The following is a 649-nucleotide window of genomic DNA, read 5'->3' as shown; positions in this document are numbered from 1 at the left end:
CGTCTGGATCGTCGTGGCTGTGATGATGGCCTCGAAGTCTTGCCTATCACCATTCATGGTGACACGGCTATCACGGGTCAGGGCATAGTCCAGGAGACATTCAACATGTCTCAGACTCGCGGTTTCAAGGTCGGTGGCAGCATACGTATCGTGATTAATAATCAGGTAGGTTTCACCACCTCGAATCAGGAAGATATACGCTCAACTGAGTATTGTACCGATATCGCTAAGATGGTGCAGGCACCGATTTTCCACGTGAATGCCGACGACCCTGAGGCCGTGGTCTTCATCTCTCAGCTGGCCGTCGATTATCGTAACGAATTTAAGCGAGATGTGGTTATCGATCTGGTTTGTTATCGCCGCCATGGCCATAACGAAGCCGATGAGCCCAGTGCGACTCAACCGCTGATGTATGCCAAGATTAAGAAGCACCCGACGCCGCGTAAGATCTATGCCGATAAGTTGATTGCAGAGAATACCTTGGCCGCCGATGAAGTCACCGCGATGATCAATGCCTATCGTGATGCCTTAGATCACGGTGATTGTGTGGTTGATGAATGGCGTCCTATGACGCTGCATTCGGTCGATTGGTCACCCTACATCAACAGAGAGTGGGATGAAGACTATCCGGCTCAGATGTCGATGGAGC

General features: G+C 51.0%; 1 protein-coding gene. It reads left to right on the top strand.

Annotated features, from left to right (window positions below):
• Positions 1–649 (top strand): thiamine pyrophosphate-dependent enzyme (locus tag MTCD1_RS18355; RefSeq protein ID WP_235013376.1); only part of this gene is annotated, 649 nt, incomplete at both ends.

This window comes from Colwellia marinimaniae (assembly GCF_002207865.1).
Lineage (GTDB): Bacteria > Pseudomonadota > Gammaproteobacteria > Enterobacterales > Alteromonadaceae > Colwellia > Colwellia marinimaniae.
Note: the sequence above shows the minus strand (reverse complement) of the source record. Positions and strands in the feature narration are given on the sequence as shown.